Source organism: Streptomyces ochraceiscleroticus (genome assembly GCF_000720485.1).
GTDB classification, from domain to species: Bacteria; Actinomycetota; Actinomycetes; order Streptomycetales; family Streptomycetaceae; genus Streptomyces; species Streptomyces ochraceiscleroticus.
Window position 1 is genome coordinate 24,388 of the sequence record NZ_JOAX01000026.1, and the last position, 22,946, is coordinate 47,333.

Annotated in this window: 20 protein-coding genes, 1 tRNA gene and 1 pseudogene; 12 read left to right on the forward strand and 10 right to left on the reverse strand. The window is 72.5% G+C overall.

The window, feature by feature from the left end; translation table 11 throughout:
* The first annotated feature begins 3 nt into the window (after positions 1-3).
* From IG84_RS0128380 to IG84_RS0128390, 3 genes are read left to right on the forward strand one after another with little or no spacing between them, the layout of a single operon-like run.
* On the forward strand, positions 4-1,944 hold the full coding sequence (locus IG84_RS0128380; protein ID WP_031062980.1) for an acetyl-CoA carboxylase biotin carboxylase subunit: 1,941 nt from the start codon (positions 4-6) through the stop codon (positions 1,942-1,944).
* Positions 1,941-2,900: a hydroxymethylglutaryl-CoA lyase gene (locus IG84_RS0128385; protein ID WP_031062984.1), complete on the forward strand. Its 960-nt coding sequence runs from the start codon at positions 1,941-1,943 to the stop codon at positions 2,898-2,900. The genes IG84_RS0128380 and IG84_RS0128385 overlap by 4 nt, the downstream gene beginning before the upstream one ends.
* 11 nt (positions 2,901-2,911) lie before the next feature.
* Positions 2,912-4,081, forward strand: a complete 1,170-nt coding sequence (locus IG84_RS0128390; RefSeq protein WP_037800967.1) for an acyl-CoA dehydrogenase family protein — start codon at positions 2,912-2,914, stop codon at positions 4,079-4,081.
* A 3-nt stretch (positions 4,082-4,084) separates the two neighbouring features.
* Here IG84_RS0128390 and IG84_RS0128395 read toward each other — a convergent pair whose 3' ends face one another.
* Positions 4,085-5,671: a beta-N-acetylhexosaminidase gene (locus tag IG84_RS0128395; protein ID WP_031062992.1), complete on the reverse strand. Its 1,587-nt coding sequence runs from the start codon at positions 5,669-5,671 to the stop codon at positions 4,085-4,087.
* A 210-nt stretch (positions 5,672-5,881) separates the two neighbouring features.
* Between IG84_RS0128395 and IG84_RS0128400 the strand changes: the two genes are divergently transcribed.
* Positions 5,882-6,157, forward strand: a complete 276-nt coding sequence (locus IG84_RS0128400; protein ID WP_030250040.1) for a hypothetical protein — start codon at positions 5,882-5,884, stop codon at positions 6,155-6,157.
* 45 nt (positions 6,158-6,202) lie between these two features.
* Positions 6,203-8,023 carry a glutamine--fructose-6-phosphate transaminase (isomerizing) gene (gene glmS / locus IG84_RS0128405; protein ID WP_031062995.1) on the forward strand — a complete coding sequence of 607 codons (1,821 nt, stop codon included), beginning with the start codon at positions 6,203-6,205 and terminating at the stop codon, positions 8,021-8,023.
* A gap of 385 nt (positions 8,024-8,408) precedes the next feature.
* Here the strand turns inward: glmS and IG84_RS0128410 are convergent, their stop codons facing one another.
* The gene (locus tag IG84_RS0128410; protein ID WP_031062997.1) at positions 8,409-8,930 is read right to left on the reverse strand and encodes a universal stress protein; all 522 of its coding nucleotides are present in this window, start codon (positions 8,928-8,930) and stop codon (positions 8,409-8,411) included.
* A gap of 443 nt (positions 8,931-9,373) precedes the next feature.
* Here IG84_RS0128410 and IG84_RS0128415 point away from each other — a divergent pair, with 443 nt between their 5' ends.
* The 4 genes from IG84_RS0128415 (at position 9,374) to IG84_RS0128430 (ending at position 12,139) form a co-directional block, all read left to right on the forward strand.
* Positions 9,374-9,679 carry a hypothetical protein gene (locus IG84_RS0128415; RefSeq protein WP_031063000.1) on the forward strand — a complete coding sequence of 102 codons (306 nt, stop codon included), beginning with the start codon at positions 9,374-9,376 and terminating at the stop codon, positions 9,677-9,679.
* Between the two features lie 369 nt (positions 9,680-10,048).
* Complete coding sequence (locus IG84_RS0128420; protein WP_031063003.1) at positions 10,049-11,329, forward strand: GlxA family transcriptional regulator; 1,281 nt, start codon at positions 10,049-10,051, stop codon at positions 11,327-11,329.
* 5 nt (positions 11,330-11,334) lie between these two features.
* The gene (gene orn / locus IG84_RS0128425; RefSeq protein WP_031063006.1) at positions 11,335-11,955 is read left to right on the forward strand and encodes an oligoribonuclease; all 621 of its coding nucleotides are present in this window, start codon (positions 11,335-11,337) and stop codon (positions 11,953-11,955) included.
* A gap of 108 nt (positions 11,956-12,063) precedes the next feature.
* Positions 12,064-12,139: transfer RNA gene (locus tag IG84_RS0128430), tRNA-His, on the forward strand.
* A 78-nt stretch (positions 12,140-12,217) separates the two neighbouring features.
* On the opposite strand, the gene IG84_RS0128435 is transcribed toward IG84_RS0128430, so the two are convergent.
* On the reverse strand, positions 12,218-12,868 hold the full coding sequence (locus tag IG84_RS0128435; RefSeq protein ID WP_031063010.1) for an NAD(P)-dependent oxidoreductase: 651 nt from the start codon (positions 12,866-12,868) through the stop codon (positions 12,218-12,220).
* A gap of 119 nt (positions 12,869-12,987) precedes the next feature.
* On the opposite strand from IG84_RS0128435, the gene IG84_RS0128440 reads away from it, so the two are divergent.
* Positions 12,988-13,878, forward strand: coding sequence for a helix-turn-helix domain-containing protein (locus IG84_RS0128440; protein WP_031063012.1), 891 nt, complete (start codon positions 12,988-12,990; stop codon positions 13,876-13,878).
* A 41-nt stretch (positions 13,879-13,919) separates the two neighbouring features.
* Here the strand turns inward: IG84_RS0128440 and IG84_RS0128445 are convergent, their stop codons facing one another.
* The 4 genes and pseudogenes from IG84_RS0128445 to IG84_RS0128460 all read right to left on the reverse strand — a co-directional run bounded on the left by IG84_RS0128445 (position 13,920) and on the right by IG84_RS0128460 (position 18,453).
* Positions 13,920-14,957, reverse strand: coding sequence for a LacI family DNA-binding transcriptional regulator (locus IG84_RS0128445; RefSeq protein ID WP_031063015.1), 1,038 nt, complete (start codon positions 14,955-14,957; stop codon positions 13,920-13,922).
* A gap of 170 nt (positions 14,958-15,127) precedes the next feature.
* Positions 15,128-16,021: pseudogene (locus IG84_RS0128450) on the reverse strand (chitinase); the annotation flags it as partial.
* 315 nt (positions 16,022-16,336) lie between these two features.
* The gene (locus IG84_RS0128455; protein WP_031063021.1) at positions 16,337-17,752 is read right to left on the reverse strand and encodes a sensor histidine kinase; all 1,416 of its coding nucleotides are present in this window, start codon (positions 17,750-17,752) and stop codon (positions 16,337-16,339) included.
* Positions 17,749-18,453, reverse strand: coding sequence for a response regulator transcription factor (locus IG84_RS0128460; protein ID WP_031063023.1), 705 nt, complete (start codon positions 18,451-18,453; stop codon positions 17,749-17,751). The genes IG84_RS0128455 and IG84_RS0128460 overlap by 4 nt, the downstream gene beginning before the upstream one ends.
* A 135-nt stretch (positions 18,454-18,588) precedes the next feature.
* Between IG84_RS0128460 and IG84_RS0128465 the strand changes: the two genes are divergently transcribed.
* The gene (locus IG84_RS0128465; protein ID WP_031063028.1) at positions 18,589-19,155 is read left to right on the forward strand and encodes a hypothetical protein; all 567 of its coding nucleotides are present in this window, start codon (positions 18,589-18,591) and stop codon (positions 19,153-19,155) included.
* Between the two features lie 18 nt (positions 19,156-19,173).
* Here the strand turns inward: IG84_RS0128465 and IG84_RS0128470 are convergent, their stop codons facing one another.
* Positions 19,174-20,034, reverse strand: a complete 861-nt coding sequence (locus tag IG84_RS0128470) for a spermidine synthase (RefSeq protein ID WP_031063029.1) — start codon at positions 20,032-20,034, stop codon at positions 19,174-19,176.
* 104 nt (positions 20,035-20,138) lie between these two features.
* A complete protein-coding gene (locus tag IG84_RS0128475; RefSeq protein ID WP_037800971.1) occupies positions 20,139-20,537 on the reverse strand; it encodes a hypothetical protein in 399 nt (132 codons plus the stop codon).
* A 268-nt stretch (positions 20,538-20,805) separates the two neighbouring features.
* Here IG84_RS0128475 and IG84_RS0128480 point away from each other — a divergent pair, with 268 nt between their 5' ends.
* Positions 20,806-22,212 carry an NsdA family TPR-like regulatory protein gene (locus tag IG84_RS0128480; protein ID WP_037800957.1) on the forward strand — a complete coding sequence of 469 codons (1,407 nt, stop codon included), beginning with the start codon at positions 20,806-20,808 and terminating at the stop codon, positions 22,210-22,212.
* Positions 22,213-22,239: 27 nt separating this feature from the next.
* On the opposite strand, the gene IG84_RS0128485 is transcribed toward IG84_RS0128480, so the two are convergent.
* Entirely contained in the window at positions 22,240-22,833 is a 594-nt protein-coding gene (locus IG84_RS0128485; protein ID WP_031063035.1) for a histidine phosphatase family protein, read from the reverse strand.
* Positions 22,834-22,946 lie beyond the last annotated feature (113 nt).

The window sequence follows — 22,946 nt, forward strand, 5'->3', positions numbered from 1 at the left end:
ACCATGTTCAGTACTGTTCTGGTCGCCAACCGCGGCGAGATCGCCGTCCGCGTCCTCCGCACCCTCCGCTCCCTGGGCATCCGCTCGGTCGCCGTCTTCAGCGACGCGGACGCGGACGCCCGGCATGTCCGGGAGGCCGACACGGCCGTCCGCATCGGCCCGCCGGCCGCCGCCGAAAGCTATCTGCGGATCGACGCGCTGCTGGACGCCGCCCGGCGCAGCGGCGCGGAGGCGATCCATCCCGGCTACGGCTTCCTCGCCGAGAACGCCGCCTTCGCGCGGGCGGTGACGGACGCCGGGCTGGTCTTCATCGGCCCGTCGGCCGGTGCCATCGACCTGATGGGCGACAAGATCCGGGCGAAGGAGACGGTCGAGGCGGCCGGCGTGCCCGTCGTGCCGGGCTCCTCCGGCAGCGGCCTGTCCGACGGCGAACTGGCCGCCGCTGCCCGGGAGATCGGCATGCCGGTGCTGCTGAAGCCGTCCGCGGGCGGCGGCGGCAAGGGCATGCGGCTGGTGCGCGACGAGGCGCTGCTCGCGGACGAGATCGCGGCGGCGCGGCGCGAGGCCCGCGGTTCCTTCGGCGACGACACGCTGCTGGTCGAGCGCTGGGTCGACCGCCCGCGCCACATCGAGATCCAGGTGCTCGCCGACGGCCACGGCAACGTCGTCCACCTCGGGGAGCGCGAGTGCTCCCTCCAGCGCCGCCACCAGAAGATCATCGAGGAGGCGCCGAGCGTCCTGCTGGACGAGGCGACCCGCTCTGCCATGGGCTCCGCCGCCGTGGAAGCGGCCCGCTCGTGCGGATACGTGGGCGCGGGCACGGTCGAGTTCATCGTCCCCGGCGACGATCCCGCCTCGTACTACTTCATGGAGATGAACACCCGGCTTCAGGTCGAGCACCCGGTCACCGAGCTGGTCACGGGGATCGACCTGGTCGAGTGGCAGCTGCGGGTCGCGGCGGGCGAGGAACTCCCGTACGCGCAGGACGACATCACGCTCACCGGACACGCGGTCGAGGCCCGGATCTGCGCCGAAGACCCCTCCCGGGGTTTCCTGCCGTCCGGCGGCACGGTCCTGGCGCTCGGCGAGCCGCAGGGTGACGGGATACGCACGGACTCCGGGCTGTCCGAGGGCACGGAGGTCGGCTCCCTGTACGACCCGATGCTGTCGAAGGTCATCGCGTACGGGCCGGACCGGGCCACCGCACTGCGCAAGCTGCGGGCCGCGCTCGCCAACACGGTGATCCTCGGCGTGCCGACGAACACCGGCTTCCTGCGCCGGCTGCTGGCCCACCCGGCGGTGGTGGCGGGCGAGCTGGACACGGGGCTGGTGGAGCGCGAGGCGGACGGACTGGTGAGCCAGGACGTGCCCGAGGAGGTGTACGCGGCGGGCGCGGCGGTGCGCGCGGCGGCCCTGGCCCCTTCGGGCGAGGGCTGGACCGACCCGTTCTCCGTGCCCAGCGGCTTCCGGCTGGGCGGCGAGCCGTCCCCGCCCGCCTTCTGGCTGCGCGTGCCCGGCCACGAGCCCGTACAGGCGTCCGGCAGCGGCCAGGTCACCGAGGACCGGGTGGCCGTCACCGTCGACGGCGTGCGGCACACCTTCGTACGGTCCGGGGACTGGCTCGGCCGGGACGGCGACGCCTGGCACGTGCAGGACCACGACCCGGTGGCGGCCACGCTCAGCGGCGCGGCCGGTGCGCACGGCGCGGAGTCCCTCACCGCCCCCATGCCCGGCACGGTCACGGTCGTCAAGGCCGCGGTCGGCGACCACGTCACCGCGGGCCAGGGCCTGCTGGTGGTCGAGGCGATGAAGATGGAGCACGTCATCTCCGCGCCGCACGCGGGCACCGTCGCCGAACTCGACGTGACGCCGGGCAGCACGGTCGCCATGGACCAGGTGCTGGCCGTGATCACCCCCGACGAGCCGGAGGATGACCAGCGATGACACCGGGACTGCCCATGTCCGTACCGGCCCCCGGCCTGCCCGCCCGGGTCCGTATCCACGAGGTCGGCGCGCGGGACGGGCTGCAGAACGAGCAGACCGTGATCCCGACCGAGGTCAAGGCGGAGTTCATCCGCCGCCTCGCGGACGCGGGCCTGGACACCGTCGAGGCGACCAGCTTCGTGCACCCCAAGTGGGTGCCCCAACTGGCGGACGCGGAACGGCTGTTCCCGCTGGTGAGCGATCTCGATGCCCGGCTGCCCGTCCTCGTACCGAACGAGCGCGGCCTGGACCGGGCCCTCGCCCTCGGTGCCGACCGGATCGCCGTCTTCGGCAGCGCCACCGAGTCCTTCGCCAAGGCCAACCTCAACCGCACGGTCGACGAGGCGCTGGCGATGTTCGCGCCGGTCGTCGCCCGTGCCAAGGACGCGGGCGCGCACGTCCGCGGCTACCTCTCCATGTGCTTCGGCGACCCCTGGGAGGGCCCGGTCCCCGTCCCCCAGGTCGTACGGGTCTGCCGCGCGCTGCTGGACCAGGGCTGTGACGAGCTGAGCCTGGGCGACACCATCGGCGTCGCCACGCCCGGCCACGTCACCGCGCTGCTCACGGCGCTGAACGAAGCGGGCGTCGGTACCGACGTGATCGGCGTCCACTTCCACGACACCTATGGACAGGCGCTGGCCAACACCCTGGCCGCGCTGCAGCACGGCGTCACCACCATCGACGCCTCGGCGGGCGGCCTGGGCGGCTGCCCGTACGCCAAGTCCGCCACCGGCAACCTCGCCACGGAAGACCTGGTGTGGATGCTCCAGGGCCTCGGCATCGAGACCGGGGTCGACCTGGACCGGCTGACCGCCACGAGCGTGTGGATGGCGGAGCAGCTCGGCCGGCCGAGCCCGTCCCGCACCGTCCGCGCCCTCTCACCCTCCCTCGGCTCCCACGACTCCCACAAGGAGTGACCCCCATGTCCCTGGACCACCGCCTCCCTTCCGAACTGGAAGAACTGCGCACCACGGTCGAGGCGTTCGCGCACGACGTCGTCGCCCCGAAGATCGGCGAGTACTACGAGAACCACCAGTTCCCGTACGAGATAGTCCGCGAGATGGGCCGGATGGGCCTCTTCGGGCTGCCGTTCCCCGAGGAGTACGGCGGGATGGGCGGCGACTATCTGGCGCTCGGCATCGCCCTGGAGGAGCTGGCGCGGGTCGACTCCTCGGTGGCGATCACCCTGGAGGCGGGCGTCTCGCTCGGCGCCATGCCGCTGTACCACTTCGGCACGGAGGAGCAGAAGCAGACCTGGCTGCCGAAGCTCTGCACGGGCGAGATGCTGGGCGCGTTCGGGCTGACCGAGCCGGAGGCCGGGTCCGACGCGGGCGGTACGAAGACCACGGCGCGGCTGGACGCGGCGACCGACGAGTGGGTGATCAACGGCAGCAAGTGCTTCATCACCAACTCGGGCACGGACATCACGGGCCTGGTGACGGTCACGGCCGTCACCGGCCACAAGGCTGCGTCTGATTCCTCCGGCGTCCGCCCGCTGATCTCCGCGATCATCGTGCCGTCCGGCACCCCCGGCTTCACGGTCGCGGCGCCGTACTCCAAGGTCGGCTGGAACGCCTCGGACACCCGGGAGCTCTCCTTCACCGACGTCCGCGTGCCGGCCGCGAACCTCCTCGGCGAGGAGGGCCGCGGCTACGCCCAGTTCCTGCGCATCCTGGACGAGGGCCGGATCGCCATCGCGGCGCTGGCCACGGGCCTCGCACAGGGCTGCGTGGACGAGTCGCTGCGGTACGCCAAGGAGCGGAAGTCCTTCGGGAAGCCGATCGGGGAGAACCAGGCCATCCAGTTCAAGCTCGCCGACATGGAGATGCGGGCCCACACCTCCCGGCTGGCCTGGCGCGACGCGGCCTCCCGCCTGGTGCACGGCGAGCGCTTCAAGAAGGAGGCCGCGCTGGCGAAGCTGTACTCCTCGGAGATCGCGGTCACCAACGCCCGCGAGGCCACCCAGATCCACGGCGGCTACGGCTTCATGAACGAGTACCCGGTCGCCCGCATGTGGCGCGACTCCAAGATCCTGGAGATCGGCGAGGGCACGAGCGAGGTCCAGCGGATGCTGATCGCACGGGAGATGGGGCTGTGACCATCACCCCGTAGGCCACGGCACCTGCGGCGACCGGTAGTAGTCGATGCCCATCGCGTCCCAGCGCGGCCCCTGGGATGCGAGCCGCACCTTGTAGGTGTCCCAGTCGTGCGTGCTCGCCGGGGACCAGCCCAGCTCCGCGATCCCCGGCAGCCGCGGGAAGGCCATGTACTCCACCTGGTCGCTCTCGGAGAGCGTCTCGGACCACATCGGGGCCTCGACGCCGAGGACGGAGCCGGCCGGGGCCCCCGCGAGGTACGCGCCCGGGTCCCAGTCGTACGAGCGCCGCGCCTCGACGTACCCGGCCCAGCTCAGCCCGAGCTCGGTGTCCTTGGTGTACTTCATGTCCAGGTAGGCCCGGTCGGCGGGCGAGAGGATCAGCCGCGTCCCCTTCTTCGCCGCCTCCGCCACCTGCGCCTTCTCGGCCGCGCCGGTCGCGTCGTAGCCCCAGTACTGCGCCACCGCGCCCTTGATCGGCGTCGCGCCGGTGAGCTGGTGCCAGCCGATCACCGTCTTGCCGTACTTCGCGACCACCGGCTGCACCTTGTTCATGAAGGTGACGTAGTCCTCGTGGCTGGTGGAGTGCGCCTCGTCGCCGCCGATGTGGAGGTACGGGCCGGGGGTCATCGCCGCCAGCTCGCGGAGGACGTCGTCCACGAAGTCGTACGTCACCGGCTTGGGCACGCAGAAGGAGCTGAAGCCGACGTTCGTCCCGGTGTAGAGGGGTGGCGCGATGCCGTCGCAGTTCAGCTCGGCGTACGAGGCGAGGGCCGCGTTGGTGTGGCCCGGCATGTCGATCTCGGGGACGACGGTCAGGTAGCGGCTCTGCGCGTACCGGACGATCTCTTGGTAATCGGCCTTGGTGTAGTAGCCACCGGGACCGCCGCCGACCTGGGTGGAGCCGCCGTACGTCGTCAGCCGGGGCCAGGAGTCGATCGCGATGCGCCAGCCCTGGTCGTCGGAGAGGTGCAAATGCAGCTTGTTGATCTTGTAGAGGGCGAGCTGGTCGATGTACCGCTTGACCTTCTCCACGGAGAAGAAGTGCCGCGAGACGTCCAGCATCGCGCCGCGGTAGGCGTAGCGCGGAGTGTCGGTGACCGTGCCGGCGGCGACCGTCCAGGGCCCGGGCTGCTTCGTGCGCCGCTCCGCCGCGGCGGGCAGCAACTGGCGCAGCGTCTGGACGCCGCGGAAGAGGCCGGCCGGGCGGCTCGCGCTCAGGGTGACCGCGCGGCCGGTGACGGTCAGCCGGTAACCCTCCTCCCCCAGCCCCTCGGCGCCGAGCCGGAGCACGATGCCGTCGCCGCCGCGGGTCGTCACGGGCAGCGGATACCCGGTCGACGGCCGCAGCACGTCCGCGAGGTAGCCGGCGACCCGCTTCGTCTCGCCGGTGGCGCCCGGGACCCGGATCGCCGTCCGGTCCGTGAGGCGGTACGCGCCCTGGGCGGGCCGCACGGAGGCCGGGGCGGGGACGACGCGGTCGAGGGGCGCGGGGTCAGCGGCGGGCCGTCCGGCGGCGGGAGCGGGGCCCGCCGTGCTCAGACCGGCCGCGGCCACCAGGACGAGGGAACAGAGCAGTCTGCGTGGTCTCACAAGTGGCACGAGTGATCCCTTCGGCGAGCTTCGCGCATGAGTCGTGCATGGCATGGAGCAACCGAACGCTCACCTTAAGTACCGTGTGCCCCACACGCGGTCAAGGTGTAGACCACAGCCGAGTTATTGAGACCACTCACCCAGACACGCTACTGCCCGATATCGGGCAGATTTCTTGCGAAAAGCGCCGCGCTCCATGAGTATCGACGGGTGCTCGATCGCCGTCCGTCCCACGAGGACCTCGTAGAACACCTGGTACGCAGTACGCCGCTGCAGCGCGGCGAGGCCGTCCGGGTGATCCAGGACGTGCTCGCGTACTTCGATGAGACGGCCGAGACGTTCGTGCGCCGCAGACACCGCGAACTGCAGGCACAGGGCCTGCGCAACGACGCCATCTTCGAGCGGATCGCCCACGAGCTGCCGCACCGCGCCGTGGCCCCGCCCGAGCTCTCGATACGCCAGTTGCGCCGCCTCGTCTACGGCTGAGACGCCGAGCACCTACGTACCGTCAATCCGGGAGGGTCACCCCACATGTGTGGAATCGTCGGTTATATCGGCAAACGCGATGTCGCGCCGCTGCTCCTCGAGGGCCTGCAGCGCCTGGAGTACCGCGGCTACGACTCCGCCGGCATCGCCATCCACGCCTCCGGCAAGACCGGCGGGCTGAAGACCGCCAAGGCCAAGGGCCGGGTGCGGGAGCTGGAGTCGCGCCTGCCGAAGCGCTTCGCCGGCACCACCGGCATCGCCCACACCCGCTGGGCCACCCACGGCGCGCCCAACGACGAGAACGCCCACCCGCACGTGGACGCCGAGGGCAAGGTCGCCGTCGTCCACAACGGCATCATCGACAACGCCGCCGAGCTGCGCGCCAAGCTGACCGCCGACGGCGTGGAGTTCGCCTCCGAGACCGACACCGAGGTCCTCGCGCACCTCATCGGCCGCTCGCAGGCCGAGAAGCTGGAGGAGAAGGTCCGCGAGGCGCTGCGGCACATCGAGGGCACGTACGGCATCGCCGTGCTGCACTCCGACTTCGCCGACCGCATCGTCGTCGCGCGCAACGGCTCGCCGGTCGTGCTGGGCATCGGCGAGAAGGAGATGTTCGTCTCCTCCGACGTCGCCGCCCTCGTCTCGCACACCCGCCAGGTCGTCACCCTCGACGACGGCGAGATGGCCACCCTGAAGGCCGACGACTACCGCACGTACACCACCGAGGGCTCGCGCACGACGTCCTCCCCGGAGACCGTCGAGTACGCCGCCGAGTCCTACGACATGGGCGCGCACGACACGTACATGCACAAGGAGATCTCCGAGCAGGCGGACGCGGTGGACCGCGCGCTGCGCGGCCGGATCGACGACCGCTTCTCCACCGTGCACCTGGGCGGCCTCAACCTGGACGCGCGCGAGGCGCGCGGCGTCCGCCGGGTCAAGATCCTGGGCTGCGGCACCTCGTACCACGCGGGCCAGATCGGCGCACAGATGATCGAGGAGCTGGCCCGCATCCCCTCGGACGCCGAGCCGGCCTCCGAGTTCCGGTACCGCAACCCGGTCGTGGACCCCGACACGCTGTACGTGGCGGTCTCGCAGTCCGGTGAGACCTACGACGTGCTCGCCGCCGTCCAGGAGCTCAAGCGCAAGGGCGCGCGGGTGCTGGGCCTGGTGAACGTCGTCGGCTCGGCGATCGCCCGGGAGACCGACGGCGGCATCTACGTGCACGCCGGCCCGGAGGTCTGCGTGGTCTCCACCAAGTGCTTCACCAACATGGTGGTCTCCTTCGCGCTGCTCGCGCTGCACCTGGGCCGCATCCGCGACCTGTCCGTGGCGGACGGCAAGCGGATCATCGACGGGCTGCGCCGGCTGCCGCAGCAGATCACCGAGATCCTGGCCGGCGAGGCGGAGATCAAGAAGCTCGCCGGACTGTATGCGGATGCGAAGTCGATGATGTTCATCGGGCGGGTCCGCGGCTATCCGGTGGCGCGCGAGGCATCCCTGAAGCTCAAGGAGGTCTCCTACATCCACGCCGAGGCGTACCCGGCCTCCGAGCTGAAGCACGGCCCGCTGGCACTCATCGAGCCGGCGATGCCGACCGTGGCGATCGTCCCGGACGACGACCTGCTGGAGAAGAACCGCGCGGCGCTGGAGGAGATCAAGGCCCGCAGCGGCCGCATCCTCGCCGTCGCGCACCAGGAGCAGGAGAAGGCGGACCACACGATCGTGGTGCCGAAGAACGAGCCCGAGCTCGACCCCATCCTCATGGGCATCCCGCTCCAACTCCTCGCGTACCACACGGCCCTGTCCCTCGGCCGCGACATCGACAAGCCCCGCAACCTCGCCAAGTCGGTGACGGTCGAGTAACCGCAAAAACATCGACCGGGCACCGCAACCATCAATTGAGGAACCACGATGGCGAGCACCCGGTCCGCGAGAGCGGCGGCGGCTTAGCCGCAAAGAGATGAGGTGGGCCCCCGGCTCGCGCCACCATACGAACGGGGGTCCACCTCATCGGTGCCGGCGTCGCCCTAACGCCGGCAGTGATGCCGCCTTCCCGGGAACCGTCACACCCCGGGCGGCAGCACGCCGTGTGAAGGTTTGTACCCCTCACCGGCGCGCAACCCACCTCTACGAGTCAGTAGATTTGTCGACTACTACCAGGGTATGACGCTCCGTCATGCCAAGGTGACGTCACACGGTGGACGGGGGATGAGGCCGGATACGTACGGAAGAGGAGGGCCGCCGGCCCTCACGGCACGACGATCACCGGTCGCTGCGCGCGCCGCGCCAGCCGCCCGGCGACCGAGCCGAAGATCCGCCCGACGATGCCGTGCGTCGAGCCGACCACGATCGCGTCGGCCGCGTACTCCCGGCCGACCTCCTCCAGTTCGTGGCAGATGTCGCCGCCGCGCTCGACCAGGATCCAGGAGAGCTCGGAGAGATGGTCCGCGCAGGCCAGCTCCAGCCCCAGGACCTCCGTGCGGTGGTCGGGGACGTCGACGAAGACCGGCGGCTCGCAGCCCGCCCACACCGTCGTCGGGAGCCGGTTGGCGACATGCACGATGATCAGGCCCGAGCCGGAGCGCCGGGCCATGCCGATGGCGTAGGCCAGGGCCCGTTCACTGGACACCGAGCCGTCGAAGCCCACCACCACACCGTGCTGGAAGGCGGGGTCGCAGGAGTGGCGTGACTGTTCCGCCGCTTCGAGGTCCGCCATCGGATCGGCGACCTGCTTGCGGTCCGCGGGATCGGGGAATTCGTGACCGGCCATGAGTGTCTCGGCGAAGGGGAGCCCTCGTGCCCAGGGGCGGAGGGGAACGGCGATTGACTTGTTCGGGGAGTTGACTGAGCTGGGCGGAGAGCGGGGCGACGGCGATGGTTCAATGCCGAACAATACGGCCGGGAATCATCTTCCCAACCCCATACCCCAAGAGTACGGCGCCACTCCTCCCCTGCCCAGGGCCTCCGTAAACGGCGGTTGTCCCTTTTGACCGGACAGCGCCCCCGAACGTTCCCCGGAGCATGCCGGAGCGTCGCGCCGTTGGCAATGGCCCGCCGCCCTTACATACGGACGCCCCGGCTCCGATACGGACGCCTCTGTTCCGGTACGGCCGCCTCTGCTCCGTCCGTACCCCTCACGGTGACTCCCCGTGGCCGGCCGCGTTGTTCCAGTGGTCCGCGCGGTCGGCGTGGAGCCCTCGGAAGGAGACCCCCTTGCCCGGTACGCCGCACCCGCCGACGGACCCCGTGAGCGACGTCGTCCGCTGGGGCGCGTTCAGCTGCGCGCTGGTTCCGCTTGTCCTCCTCGTGTGCGGCTCGTCGCCCATCGGCGCCGTCGGTACCGCCATCGGCCTCGCGGCGGTCACCTGCGCCTGCCGGGCGCTGCTGCGGCAGTCGGAGCGGACTGCCGCCCGGCTGGCCGTCGAACGGGCCTCCGTGCACCGCGGACGGCACGGCAGAACGGGCCTGGGGGCGCACCGGGGCGGACGTCACGGAGGGGGGCGCACGCCGGGGGATTGAGGCGCTTCCGCGCGACTCCGGCGGTGCTCGCACGAGTGCCCGCGACCCTTTTCAGCCAAGTTCGACCCCCGTTACATCCCTTGGCAAAAGCGACCCGCAACCGGCCTTTGAACAGGCCGGAAAGGACCGCACGGCGTGGTTGTGCCCTACGACGGGCGGCCGGGGGCGGGACGCGCACTTCCCACCGAGGCCCACGAGTGGAACGCTTCGTGATCGAATGCTTCGCGCCAAGTTGCCATATCGACTTACCAGCAGGTGGTGAACTTGGCACTCCATCCTCACGGGACACAGTAGATTCGATCTTGGCAATCACGGCGGGGGAACAGTGCAGGACCGAGAGGGCGAGACGACCGAGGGGGGCTTAGTGCCATGAGCCAGGACTCCGCTGCCGTACCAGATGCCGCACGCAAGCTCGCCGCCCGACGACGCCGCGAAGTAGTCGCGGTGCTCCTCTTCAGTGGCGGCCCCATTTTCGAGAGCTCCATTCCGCTCTCAGTATTCGGCATCGACCGCCAGGACGCGGGCGTGCCGAGGTACCGGTTGCTTGTGTGCGCGGGCGAAGATGCGCCTTTGCGCACGACCGGCGGACTGGAGCTTTCCGCTCCATACGGCCTGGAAGCGATCTCCCGGGCAGGTACCGTCGTGGTGCCCGCCTGGCGTTCGATCACCCAGGCGCCACCACCTGCCGCGCTGGACGCACTCCGGCGCGCGCACGAAGAAGGAGCCCGCATCGTCGGGCTGTGCACGGGCGCGTTCGTGCTGGCGGCCGCAGGGCTGCTGGACGGCCGCCCGGCGACCACACACTGGATGTACGCACCGACGCTCGCGAAGCGTTACCCGTCCGTCCATGTCGATCCACGGGAACTGTTCGTCGACGACGGCGATGTGCTGACGTCGGCGGGCACGGCCGCCGGTATCGACCTGTGCCTCCACATCGTGCGGACCGACCACGGCGCCGACGCGGCCAACGCGCTCGCCCGCCGGCTGGTCGTGCCGCCCCGGCGCACCGCGTCGGAGTTGGGGCACCAGCGCTATCTCGACAGGTCATTACCAGAGGAGATCGGCGCCGACCCGCTGGCCGAGGTCGTCGCCTGGGCGCTGGAGCACCTCCACGAGCAGTTCGACGTGGAGACGCTCGCCGCGCGCGCTTACATGAGCCGCCGGACGTTCGACCGCCGGTTCCGCTCACTTACTGGGAGCGCTCCCCTGCAGTGGCTGATCACTCAGCGCGTACTGCAGGCACAGCGGCTGCTGGAGACATCCGACTACTCGGTGGACGAGGTGGCGGGCCGCTGCGGCTTCCGCTCCCCCGTCGCGCTGCGTGGTCATTTCCGGCGGCAGCTGGGGTCCTCCCCGGCGGCCTACCGGGCGGCCTACCGCGCCCGGCGGCCACAGAACGGCACCGGGGAGCCACCAGGGTCCGCGGGCCGTCCCTCCGAACGGCCGGAGCGCCTGGACCGCACGGGAACCCCGGCGGCCGAGCGCTTCGGGGCCCATGCCCCGGTACCGGGTCAGGGCGCTCCGTTCGGTGCGCACGAACCGGGCAAACCGGAGTCGGACGCGTATGCGTCCCGGCTCGGTGAGCCCGCCGTCGGCCGCTCCACCGGACGCCCGGTGCTGCCCAGCCAGCGGGAGCGCCCCGTAGGGTGAGACGCATGAACGATCGCATGGTGTGGATCGACTGCGAGATGACGGGGCTCTCGCTGGCGAACGACGCGCTCATCGAGGTGGCCGCACTGGTCACCGACTCGGAGCTGAACATCCTGGGCGAGGGGGTGGACATCGTCATCCGTCCCCCCGCCGAGGCCCTGGAGACCATGCCCGAGGTGGTGCGCGAGATGCACACCTCCTCGGGTCTGCTGGCGGAGCTGGACGGCGGGACGACCCTCGCCGACGCCGAGCGGCAGGTCATGGACTACATCAAGAGTCACGTACCGGAGCCGGGCAAGGCCCCGCTGTGCGGCAACTCCGTCGGCACCGACCGCGGCTTCCTGCTGCGCGACATGCCGGAGCTGGAGGACTACCTCCACTACCGGATCGTCGATGTCTCGTCGGTGAAGGAGCTGGCGCGGCGCTGGTACCCGAGGGCGTACTTCAACAGCCCGGAGAAGAACGGGAACCACCGGGCGCTCGCCGACATCCGTGAGTCGATCGCGGAGCTGCGGTACTACCGGGAGGCGGTCTTCGTGCCGCAGCCGGGGCCCGACTCCGACACCGCGAAGGCGATCGCGGCCAAGCACGTCCTGCCTGCTGAGAAGCAGCCGGCAGGAGAGTGACGCAGCTCGCTCCCGGCTGGGGGGAAAGCCGGGAGCGAGCACCCCTTCGGACCCTGTACACTTTTCTTCAGCCGGTGGGGAACAAGACACCACACAGCACCGGTCATGGTGGGTATAGCTCAGCTGGTAGAGCACCTGGTTGTGGTCCAGGATGTCGCGGGTTCAAGTCCCGTTACTCACCCCAACGGTGAAGGCCCGGTCTGCGGAAGCAGACCGGGCCTTCGTCGCGTCCGGGGCCGGTGTGCCCAGTGGCCGACCGTCCTCAGTAGCCGACGGTGAAGCGCTCGCCGATGTGGCGGGGCTGCTCGATCTCGTCGAGGAGGGCGACCGCGTAGTCCTCGGTGGATATCCGGCTGGTGCCGTCCGCCGCGGCGACCAGGTCGTCGGTGGCGGTGCGGTAGCTGCCCGTACGGGTGCCGGGTTCGATCAGGGCCGCCGGGCTGAGGCTGGTCCAGCGCACGTCGGTGACGGTGCGGAAGTAGTCCAGCGCGTCGCCGTGCGCGTGCATGATCTGCAGCAGGAACTCCGGCAGCCCGTCCGCGTCCCAGACCTGCTTGCCGTCGGGCGTGCGCAGCGACCCGGCGCCGCCGACCGCGATCAGCCGCGGCGCTTCGCTGCCCAGCTTCCGCAGGCCGGCCACCAGGGACTCGGCCGAGGGCTTGATGGTGGCGAGGTGGCCGGGCCCGTCGCCGCCGCCGACCGCGCTGATCAGTACGTCCTGGCCCTCGGCGGCCGCGGCCACGGCGGCCGGGTCCAGGACGTCGCCGGTGGTCACGGCGAGCTTCGGGTGGCTCTTGGTGATCTTCGCGGGGTCCCGGACCACCGCGGTGACCTCGTGGCCGCGCTCCAGGGCCTCGTCGAGGACACGGCCGCCGATGGTGCCGTTGGCGCCGAACAGAGCGATCTTGGACATGGGTACTCCAGGTGAGGGTTTCCGTTTTCCGTCATCCTTCGCGGTGACGTCTTCTACGCTAGGGGTGGTATCCGGGCATTCCGGGGTAAGTGCGCGACGAGCGATGGTGAAAAGACGACATGCAGGGCAGTGAACGTGCGGAGAGCATTCCGGAGGTGCAGTTCTCGGCGCCGGCCGGGCGGCCCGCGGGCGTGGAGGTCATGACGCTCGCCGAGCTGCGCGCGCGGGCGGATGCCTGCGCACTGGCCGTCCCACACCGCCCCGGCTTCCACCACCTCCTCGCGCTGGACGCGGGCCGGCTGTCGCACACCGTCGACTTCCGCCGGTACGAGCTGGCGCCGGGCGACTGGCTGTGGGTGCGGCCGGGCCAGGTGCAGCACTTCGGGGACCTGGCGGGCGCGCAGGGCGTCCTCGTGCTCTTCGAGTCCCGCTTCCTCGACCCGGCGACGGCCACCGCGGCACGCCTGGAGGACTGGTACGGCCCGGCCGTGCGCCATCCGGAGGACGCGGCCGGGGAAGCCGCGCGGGCGGCCCTGGACCATCTGCACCGCGAGTTCGGTGCGCTGTCCGGGCTGCCACTGGAGGCGCACCTGGAGGTGCTGCGGCATCTGCTGTCGGTACTGGTGCTGCGCGCCGCGCATCTGGTGCGGGACGCGGCGGAGGACGCCGGCGACTGCGCGGCGACGGCGACGTTCCTGCGCTTCCGGGACGCCGTCGAGCGGGACTTCGCGGTCAGCCGCCGGGTCGCCGACTACGCCCGGGCGCTGGGCTATTCGCCGCGTACGCTCTCCCGCGCGACGGAGGCCGCCGCCGGGACCGGCGCGAAGGAGTTCATCGACCGCAGGGTGGTGCTGGAGGCCAAGCGGCTGCTCGCGCACGGCGATCTCCCGGCCGCCCGGATCGCCCGCCGCCTCGGCTTCGAGGACGCGACGAACTTCAGCAAGTACTTCCTGCACCGGGCGGGCGTCACGCCGATCGCCTTCCGCGAGAGCGTGCGCGGCGGGACGTGACGGCGGGTCAGGTACCGGCTGTCAGGGTCGGACACCGGCTCTCAGGAGGACTCGCGTACGACCAGTTCCGTCGGCAGGACCAGCTGCGGGCGCTCGCGGGAGCGTTCGGCGATCTCCTCGATCAGTACCCGGGCCATCGCCCGGCCCATCTCCTCGATCGGCTGCCGCACACTGCTCAGCGGCGGGTCCAGATGGCGCGCGACGACCGAGTCGTCGAACCCGACCAGCGCCACGTCCTCCGGGACCCGGCGCCCGCGTTCCCGCAGTACCGCCAGCGCCCCGGCCGCCATCACGTCCGAGGCCGCGAAGACCGCGTCCACGTCCGGGCGGCGATCCAGCAGCGCGGCCATCGCCCGCCGCCCGCCGTCCTCGGTGAAGTCCGCCGGGACGATCAGCGCCTCGTCCGGGTCGCGCCCGGCGTCCTCCAGCGCCTGCCGGTAGCCGGCCAGCCGGCACTGCGCCGCGTACATGTCCGGCGGCCCGGCGATCGTGGCGATCGTCCGCCGGCCGCGTTCCAAGAGGTGCCGCGCCGCGGCCCGGGCCCCGCCGGTGTTGTCGGAGTCGACGTACGGCACGGTCTCCCGGGCGGAGCGGCGGCCGCTGAGCACCGCAGGCAGCTCCAGCCGGGACAGCAGGTCGGGCAGCGGGTCGTCCGCGTGCACGGAGACCAGCAGCACGCCGTCCACACGGTGCGCGGAGAGGTACTGGCCCAGCCGCTCCCGCTCCTTGGGCGTGCGGACCAGGATCAGCAGGAGCTGGAGGTCGGTGTCGGCGAGGCCGGCGCCGACCCCGCGGATGATCCCGGAGAAGTACGGCTCGGCGAACAGCCGGGTCTCCGGCTCCGGGATGACGAGCGCGACGGAGTCGGTCCGGTCGGCGGCCAGCGCGCGGGCCGCACCGTGCGGTACGTACTGCAGCTCGGCGATGGCGCGCTCGACGGCGGCGCGCGTGCGGGGGCTCACCCGGGGCGAGCCGTTGACGACCCGGGAGACGGTGCCCCGGCCGACGCCGGCCCGCGCCGCCACCTCCTCGAGCGTGGGGCGTCCGCCGCGCCGACCACCGCGCCCTGCCGCTGCCATGGCTGCCTCCGGACTCCCGGCCGAATGTATACGGCCATTACACAGCGGAACGCGGCGGAACGGCAGAAAGCGGCGCCAGGTCGGTGCGGTGCGGAACAAGCGGAAGCGCGGGGCGCAGCGGCTGTGGGGGTGGGTGTCCGCTGCGCCCCGCCGGTGGGGGGTGGTCCGGGTCAGCCCTGGTACGCGCCGAGGGCCTTGGTGAAGTCCAGCGGCTGCTGGTCGATGGAGCTGCAGGTCGGCTGGGCGGTGCCGGAGGAGCCGCCGTCGCACGCCTTGTCGCGGGTGGCGGACCACATGGACAGCCAGCCGAGGTGCTCGGTGGCGGCGAAGTCCGCCAGCTCCTTGGCGTCGTCCTGCGTGAAGACCTCGGTCGCCACGTCGTTGACGCCGATCATCGGGGTCACGGCGACCGCCTTCCAGGCGTCCGCTTCGCTCAGCCCGAGGGCGTCCTTGACCTGCTTCTGGGTGGCGGTGGCGGCCTGGATCGCGTACTTCCCCATGTCGCCGTCGTACGAGGCCCCGTAGTCCATCGCCATGATGTTGACGGCGGAGATCTTCACCCCGTTCTTCTTGGCGTCGGCGAGGAGGCCCACGCCGTCCTGGGTCAGCCCCTCGGGCATGACGGGGAGGGTGAAGGAGACGTCCAGGTCCGGGTGGTCCTTCTGGAGCTTGGCGATGGCCTGCGCGCGGCGGGTGTTGGCCTCGGCGTTCGGCAGCGCGCCGCCCTCGATGTCGAAGTCGGCCTTCTTCAGGTCGTAGGCGTCGACGACCTTGCCGTACGCGGCGGCCAGTTCGTCCGCCGAGCCGCAGGCGAGCCCCAGCTCGGAGCCGGCCGCGCCGCCGAACGAGACGCGTACGTCGCCGCCTTCGGCGCGCAGCTTCGGTATCTGCTGCGCGACCGGATCACCGTCCAGCGCGCCGGTGCCGCCCCACTTGGGGTCGCAGCCGCCGCCGGAGGTGATGAAGGCGAGGTTGAACGTCTTCACTCCGGTCTTCTTCGCCGTGTCCACCAGGTCGTACGCGGGGCTGAGCGAGGTGTCGACGTACGGGGCGAACGCGCCGCCCGCCGCGGCCGGTTCGGCCGGGCCCGCCTTGCTCGCCTGGGCCGCGCCGGCGAGGGCGAACGCGCCGCCCGCGGCGAGCGCGGCGGCGGCGCCCGCGCCGATCAGCTTGGCCGTGCGGCTCGTACGGCGGCGGTGTGCCGGAGAAGTCATCTGCTGCCTGCCTGTTGTCTCGTGGGGCCCGTGGGGGGACATCCCGTGGGGGGGTGACGTCCCGCACGCTAGCGAGCGGGAAACGGACAATCGGTAGGTTCCGCGCGCCGGGCAGCGGACTTATGACCCGCTTAAGGAACGGAAAGGGACGGGTTAAGCGGAGGCTCAGCGCCGCGCTCTGAAGCGCCGCGCTCCGGGCATCCGGCGACGGATCCGGCCCAGCCGGCGCCGGGCCCGGTGGCGGCGGCCCGCCGTCCGACCGCGCCGGCCGTCCAGGGCGAGCCAGATGCGTACCTCGGTACCGCCCAGGACGGACCGGCCGATCCGGACGTCGCCGCCGGTGGACTCCGCGAGGCGGCGGGCGATGTCCAGGCCCAGCCCGGTCGAGCCGTCGCCGCCGTGGCCGTGGCCGCGCCGCAGCGCGGCGGCCGGGTCGGCGATGCCGGGCCCCGCGTCCGACACCAGGACGATCACCGCGTCCTCGGCGTGGTGCACGTCCACGGCGAACGCGGTGCCCTCGGGGGTGTGCCGGAAGACGTTGCCGAGCAGCGCGTCCAGCGCGGCGGCCAGCTCGGGGCGCGCGACGGGGACGCGTACGGGACGGTCCGCGCCCGCCACTCGTACCGTGCGCCCCTCGTCCTCCGCGAGCGCCGACCAGAAGCCCATCCGCTCCCGGATCACCTCGGCGGCGTCGCACCCGGCCGCCGCGGCCACCTGCTGGGGCAGCGCCTGCTGCTCACGCGCGGTCCGGATGATCTGGTCGACCTCGCGCTCCAACTGGGCGACGGCGGCGCGGGTGTGCTCGGCGGCCGGGCCGTCGCCGAGCGAGGCCGCGTTCAGGCGGAGCACGGTCAGCGGCGTACGGAGCCTGTGCGAGAGGTCGGCGGCCAGCTCGCGTTCATTGGCGAGGAGCTGGACGACCTGGTCGGCCATGGAGTTGAAGGCCACGGCGGCCGAGCGCAGCTCCTTGGGGCCGTCCTCCAGGACCCGTACGCCCAGCTTGCCGTCGCCCAGGTCATGCGCCGCGCCCGCGAGCCGCTCGGCGGGCCGCACCATCCGGGTACCGAGCCGGTCGGCGACCGCCACCGAGCCGACGATCAGCGCGAGGCCGACGCCGGCGAGCAGGACCCAGGACGTCGTGACGCCGTTGGTGACCGCCGCTTCCGGGACGAAGACCTCGACCACGGCGGTGCCCGAGGCGACCGCGGTGGGCTGGAGCAGCGAGGAGCCGCCGCGGACGGTGGCGACGGACGCGCGACCGTACCGGGCGGCCCGCGCGACCTCCGCTGCCGCCGCCCGGCCCGCGCCGATCACCGCGGGCGCGCCGCCCCGGCCCGTCGGCGGTACGTGGACGCCGAGCTGGCCGCCGGGCCCGGTCTCGGCGCTGGCGACCGCGCGGGTCAGCTCCGCGCGGTCGGTGGTGATGGCGAGTACCGGGCCGATCGCGGCTGCCTGCCGCTCGGCGTTGGCGAACGCGCGATCCCGGGCCAGCTCCTTGACGACCATGCCGAGCGGGACGGCGAACGCGATCACCACCATGGCCGTGACCGCGAGCGCGACCTTGACCAGCGCCCATCTCACGGCCGGGGCCCGGCCTGCGGCGGCTCCAGCTTGACGCCGACGCCGCGCAGCGTGTGCAGGTAGCGAGGGCTGGCGGCGGTCTCGCCCAGTTTGCGGCGCAGCCAGGACAGGTGGACGTCGATGGTCTGGTCGTCGCCGTAGGACTGCTGCCACACCTCGGCGAGCAGCTCCTTGCGGGCCACGACCACGCCGGGGCGGCCCGCCAGGAACGCCAGCAGGTCGAACTCGCGGCGGGTCAGGTCCAGCGGCGCGCCGTCCAGGTCGGCCCGGCGGCGCAGCGGGTCGACGGTCAGGCCGCCGACCTGGAGTACCCGGGAGGGCGGCGGCCCGCCTGCGGACCCGTGAGCGCGGCGCAGTACGGCGGCCATCCGGGCGGACAGGTGCTCCACGGAGAACGGCTTGGTGAGGTAGTCGTCGGCGCCATCGTTGAGCAATCGGACGATCTCCGCCTCGTCGTCGCGCGCTGTGGCGACGATCACGGGGACATCGGTGATGCCGCGCAGCATCTTCAGCGCCTCGCGCCCGTCCAGGTCGGGCAGCCCGAGGTCCAGGACGACCACATCGAAGCCGACCTGGGCCACCTCGCGCAGCGCCTCCAGGGCGGTGCCGACGCTGCGCACGGTGTGTGCGGCGTCGGACAGATGCCGGATGAGGGCCGAGCGTACGAACTGGTCGTCCTCGACCACAAGCACACGAGCCATGGGCGGCACCGTACGCCATTCGAGTGCATTTCTTGACCGGCCATTGACGATCGTCGTCCGTTTCGCAGGGCCCTGCCGTCCGTTTCGCGCGGCCCTGCGGCGGAGCGTCGTGCGCGGCACCCGGGGTGGTGCAGTATGAACCGGGTGCGACGAGGACTGGTTCACGCGGGCGCCTGGACGCTGGCGACGGGCGCCGCGGTCACGCTGTCGTGGTTCGGCGTGCACACGGTGGTCTCCGGTACGGCGTACGACCCACCGCGCGCGCTCCCGATCTCCGACAACGCGCCCGGCGCGCAGCCCGGTTCCGCGAGCGGCATCCCACCCCGCGCGTCGTCCACCCACCGCCCCAAGCCGTCCAGCACGCCGTCGCCCTCCCCCAGCCGGACCACCGGCCGCCCCCAGGAAGGGCCGTCCTCGCCGTCGCACAGCCCGGTACCGGACCGCTCCTCCGCCGCCCCCGGTTCCGCCGCGCCGAGCACGGTCAGGGGCTACCGCACCGACGGCGGCCGGGTCGTCCTGGACCTGAAGTCCTCGTACGCGGAGCTGGTGTCGGCGACCCCCGGGCCCGGCTGGCAGATGCAGGTCTGGAAGCAGGACGGCTGGCTCCGGGTCGACTTCACCCGGGGCGATGACCACACCTCGGTGATCTGCGCCTGGAACGGCCATCCGCCGGTCGTCACCACGGACAACCACGCGCAATAGGGGCGCTGTGCCGCGCTCTCAGTCGAAGGTGCCCGGCGGCGGCGCGGGTGAGGCGACCGCGGTGGCGTCCGTGACCGGCACCGCGCCGCCTGCGAAGTCCCGCAGCGCGCGCCCGTGTTCGACGCGGCCGGTCTCCGGGTCGGTCGCGGCCCGCCGGGTCAGCTCGGCGACCGGCAGCGGGCCGTCGGCGGCGAGCAGTACGGCGTTCCCGAAGCGCTTGCCGCGCAGCACCGGGGGCGCGGCGGTCAGGCACAGCTCGCCGAAGACCGCGCCCACGGTGGCGATCTGGGCGCGTACGAAGGCCAGCGGCGGGCCGTCCGCGAGATTGGCCGCGTACCGGCCGCCGGGTGCCAGCGCCCGCGCCGCCTCGGTGACGAACTCCGTACTGGTCAGATGCGCGGGCGTGCGGGCACCGCTGAAGACGTCCGCGATGATCAGGTCGGCCCAGCCGTCCGGGACCTTGGCGAGTCCGGCGCGGGCGTCTCCGCCGCGTACCTTGATGCGCGCCCCGGAGTCCAGCGGCAGCTCCTCGCGGACGAACTGCACGAGCGGCGCGTCGATCTCCACGACTTGCTGGGTGGAGCGGGGACGGGTCGCCGCGACGTAACGCGCCAGGGTGAGCGCGCCGCCTCCGAGGTGCAGGACGCGCAGCGGCTTGCCGGGCGGGGCCGCGAGGTCGGCGATGTGGCCGAGGCGGCGCTGGTAGGAGAAGTCGAGATACGCCGGGTCGTCGAGGTCCACGAAGGACTGCGGGGCCCCGTCGATCAGCAGCGTCCAGCCGCGCGGCCGGTCCCGGTCGGGCCGCAGCTCGGCGCGGCCGCCGGTCACCTCCGCCGTCAGCGGCTCCCGCGCCGCACGCGCCCGCCTGTTTTTCGCCATCCGGCCAGTATCCCCGACGGTGCCGGGCGGGCCGCGGGGAGGCGGCTCAGCGGACTCGGGCCGGCCGCGGGTGGCATGGTGCCGGGACGGCCGCGGGAGGCCGCTCAGCGGCAGCGGTCGACGGCCTCGATCGTGCGGGCCGCCTCACCGAGCGCGGCGCGCAGCACCACGGGGTCGGTCGCCGCGGCGAACGCGCCCTCCGGGGGGACGAGCCACCCCGCGCCGGCGACCGGCGGCTCGGCCGCGCCCCGCACGCCGCTCCCCCGCCCGCCGCCGTACGTCTGCGTACAGGCGCTGCCGGGCAGGTCCCAGCCGGCGGCCGTGCCCGGGGGCACCAGGAAGCCGAGGGTGTCGCACGTGCCGTCGTGCAGGACCGGGCCGACGCCGTCCCGCAGCCGGAGGATGTCCACCGCCTCCAGACCCTGCCGGGCCGGCACCGTGACCAGGTCGAGGTCGAGGGGCGGCTCGGCGACCCCGATGACGCCCGGCACACCCGCAGCGATCTCGACGACATCCTTGCCCCCGCCGGTTTTCAGCACGGAAACCCCTCCTCCTGACGCGCCGCTCCCTACACCTGATGCAACGCGGAAGCGCGTCAACAGCAACGGCGTCAGAACGCTGTAAAGGATGGCACTTCATGGCGGATCCCGGGTGAGATATCCCTTTTGTAAACAAACTCTCCGTATCGAGGGTGTCACGGACGGTACCGTCGTCCCGCCGCGCCGCCCAGGGTGCGGCATCGCCGCACGGATGGCATGGAGAGGGTCCGCCATGACGTCGCCCACAGGTCCAGCAGCGCCCGCCCGCGACCTTCCGGCCCGCCCGAACACCGCCTTCCGGCAGTTGCGCGGCCGGTTGTCACCCGGCGAGTTCGCGGCTGCCGTGCGCCGGGCCGCCCGGGAGATCGGCGAGCAGGTCTCGTGCGACGCGCGCTACGTGGGGCGCGTCGAGGCCGGGGAGATCCGCTGCCCCAACTACGCCTACGAGCGGGTGTTCCGGCACATGTTCCCCGGCCTCACACCGGCCGACATGGGGTTCGCACCGCGCGAGACGGTACGCGGACGGGGGGCGCGCGCCGCGCCCCCTCCGCCGCACGATCACGCCCGTACCACCATTCCCCACCACCGCGACACATCCACTCAGAGCTACGAGGAGAGCGACGTGCTGCGTCGCGCGTTCATGACCGGCGGCCCGGCCGCCGCGCTGGGGATCGCCGGCCTGGCGCCCTTCGGGTCCGCACAGTCCGTACCGCCTCTCCTGGGCGGCGCGAGACGCGCGGGAGGAGCCGAGGCGGCGGCCGTGGAGGACGCGGTGCGCCGCATCCGGCTGTTGGACGACCGGCACGGCGCCGAGGGCATCTACCAGCGTGCGGCACAGCCGCTGCGCGCCGCCTACGAACTCCTGGACGCCGGGACGCACCGCCAGTCGGTCACCGACCGGCTGCACGCGGGCGCCGGCGAACTGGCCATCTCGGTGGGCTGGCTGGCCCACGACTCGGGCCGCTTCGGGGACGCCCGCTCGCACTACGCGGAGGCGCTGGCCACCGCGCGGGTGGCGGGCGACCCGGCCCTGGAGGCGCACGCGTTCTGCAACACCGCGTTCCTCGCCCGGGACGCGGGGAGGCCGCGGGAGGCGGTGCGCGCGGCGCAGGCCGCCCAGCACGCCGCGAAGCACCTCTCCTCGCGCCGTCTGCTGTCCCTGCTGGCGCTGCGCGAGGCGGGCGGCTGGGCGGGGCTCGGCGACCGGGCGGGCTGCGAGGAGGCGCTGCTGCGGGCGCACCGGCTCTTCGCCCACGGGCCGTCCGACGCCGACCCGGAGTGGATGTCCTTCTACGGGGACGCCGAACTCGCGGGCCTGGAGGCGCAGTGCTGGTCGGCGCTGGGGGAACGGGGGCGCGCGGCGGAGCACGCGCGCCGCGCCGTGACGCTCCAGAACCCGCACTTCACGCGCAACATCGCGCTGTACACGGCGGAGCTGGCGGGCAATCTGGCGGGCAGCGGCGCGCCCGACGAGGCGGCCGCCGCCGGGCTCCGCGCGCTGGACCTGCTGGACGAGGTCGGCTCGGCCCGTATCCGTACGATGCTGGCCGGTACGGCCAGGGCGCTGCGCCCGCAGCGCCGCGCCACGGGCGTCGCCGCCTTCCTGGACCGGCAGGCGCTGGCGGTCCGGCCGGCCTGAGCGCCCGGCCGGACCGGCCACCGGCTCTCAGCCCAGGTGGCCCGTGTCGTTCCAGCGTTCGATGGCCGGGGCGCCGTAGGCCCAGCCGAGCACCGACAGGGAGGTCGGGTCGAGGCGGATGCGGGCCCCGAAGGAGATGTCCTCGCCGAGCCAGCGGGCGCACAGCGAGCGCAGGATGTGGCCGTGCGCGAAGACGAGCACGTCGCGGCCACCTGTGCGCACCTCCTCGATGACGCCGTCCACGCGCTGTGTCACCTGGGCGAGCGTCTCGCCCTCGGGGACGCCGTCCCGCCAGATGAGCCAGTCGGGCCGGTCCGCCTTGATCTCGGCGGGCGTCAGCCCCTCGTACGCGCCGTAGTCGATCTCCATGAGCGCGTCCCAGTCCGCCGCGCGGTCCCCGAAGCCGGCCAGCTCGCAGGTCTCCTTGGCGCGGATCAGGGGGCTGGTGCGCACCTCGACGTCCGGGAGCCCGTTCCAGGGCGCGCGGTGCAGCCGCTCGCCGAGCAGCTTGGCGCCGCGCCGGCCCTCGTCGAGGAGCGGGATGTCCGTGCGCCCGGTGTGCTTGCCGGACAGGGACCACTCCGTCTGCCCGTGCCGGGCCAGCAGGATGCGCGGTGCCATGGGATTACCTCTCACCGGCGCGAACCCGCTCGCCGCCGGCCTTGCTCGTTCGTGCCGCCGTACGGGGCCGGCGGCAGTACGTCTCGTTCCGTCCGGTCCATCATCGCGCATGC